At 66.0% G+C, this 1,367-nt stretch carries 1 protein-coding gene and 1 pseudogene; both read left to right on the forward strand.

From position 1 onward, the window contains the following. The first annotated feature begins 104 nt into the window (after positions 1-104). Positions 105-964 (forward strand): annotated as a pseudogene (locus J2X68_RS40195) (IS5 family transposase). Then, a complete protein-coding gene (locus J2X68_RS40200) occupies positions 961-1,359 on the forward strand; it encodes a hypothetical protein (RefSeq protein ID WP_310437546.1) in 399 nt (132 codons plus the stop codon). Before J2X68_RS40195 ends, J2X68_RS40200 begins: the two are co-directional and overlap by 4 nt. Positions 1,360-1,367: the final 8 nt, after the last annotated feature.

A 1,367-nucleotide genomic window follows, 5' to 3' on the forward strand; every position in this document is an offset into this window, starting at 1 on the left:
TCAGAGGACGTTAAGTCCGATCTTCCCCGGTTCGTGATCGCTCGATCGTGGTACTGATCGCCGTGCGGGCCGACCATTCGTCATGCGCATGCTGGAATGCGGGCATGGACCGAAGACCGTATCCGAGCGACTTGTCGGATGAGCATTGGGCATTGATCGAGCCGATGATCACTGCCTGGAAGCGGGACAGGGTGGCACGGTCGGCGACCGGCGATCCCGGGACCTGCGATCTGAGGGAGGTCGTGAACGCGATCTTCTACCAGAACCGGACGGGCTGTCAGTGGCGCTACCTGCCCCATGATCTGCCGGCCTGGTCGGCGGTGTTCTACTACTTCGGCCTGTGGCGCGAAGACGGCCTTGACCAGCGGATCCAGGAACTCCTGCGCTGCCAGGTGCGGGAGAGAGCCAGGCGATTAGAGGACCCGTCCTGTCCCTCGTGATCATCGACACCCAGTCCGTCCGTGCGGTCGCCGGTGTCCCGAAAACCACGACGGGACTGGACGCCAACAAGAAGGTGTCGGGCCGCAAACGGGGACTGGCCGTCGACGTTCTGGGGCTGATCATCGGCGTCGTCGTCCTGGCCGCATCCGCACACGACAACACCGCCGGCACCGCCCTGCTTGACCAGACCGCCGAGCGGTGCGGGATGCGCCTGGAGAAGGCCCTGGTGGACCAGGGCTTCAAGGACGAGGTTCTCATCCGCGGTGCCCTGCTGGACATCGACGTCGAGGTCGTCCGCCGCAACCCGGACGACCAGGGCAAAGGCTTCGTCCCGCAACCGAAGAGGTGGATCGTGGAGCAGGTCAACGGCACGTTGATGCTGCACCGCCGCCTGGCCCGCGAGTACGACCACCGCCCCGACACGTCCGCCTCGCGCGTCTACTGGGCCTCGATCGCGAACATGGCCCGCCGCCTCACCACACCGAGTCCGGCCTGGCGCGACACCCTCGGGCTGGCCGCGTGAACGTCATCGAGCTCTTGGCCGACCTCCAGGCCCAGCACGACGAGACCACAGCCCGGTCCGGTGAACTGCGCGACCAGATCCAGCACTTGACCGCATCCCTGGCCGAGACCGAAGCACGACTCGCGGACCTGGCCACCACCCGGAAGGTCATCGCCGAACTCGCACCGGCTGGAGCCCAACCCGCACCGCCCGAGACGAACACCGCCTACCAGGCCATCGTGAACACCTTCAACCAGCACCCCGACCAAGAGTTCCGAGCCCGTGAGCTGCACGAACTCCTCGGCATGCCCACCGACGAGGCATCCGTCAACATCACCCGCAGCCGTCTCGGACACCTCACCCGCCAAGGCTTCCTCATCCAGCCCGGACGAGGCCGCTACCAGAAACGGACTTAACGTCCTCT

It is taken from the genome of Streptomyces sp. 3330, from assembly GCF_031456635.1.
Lineage (GTDB): Bacteria > Actinomycetota > Actinomycetes > Streptomycetales > Streptomycetaceae > Streptomyces.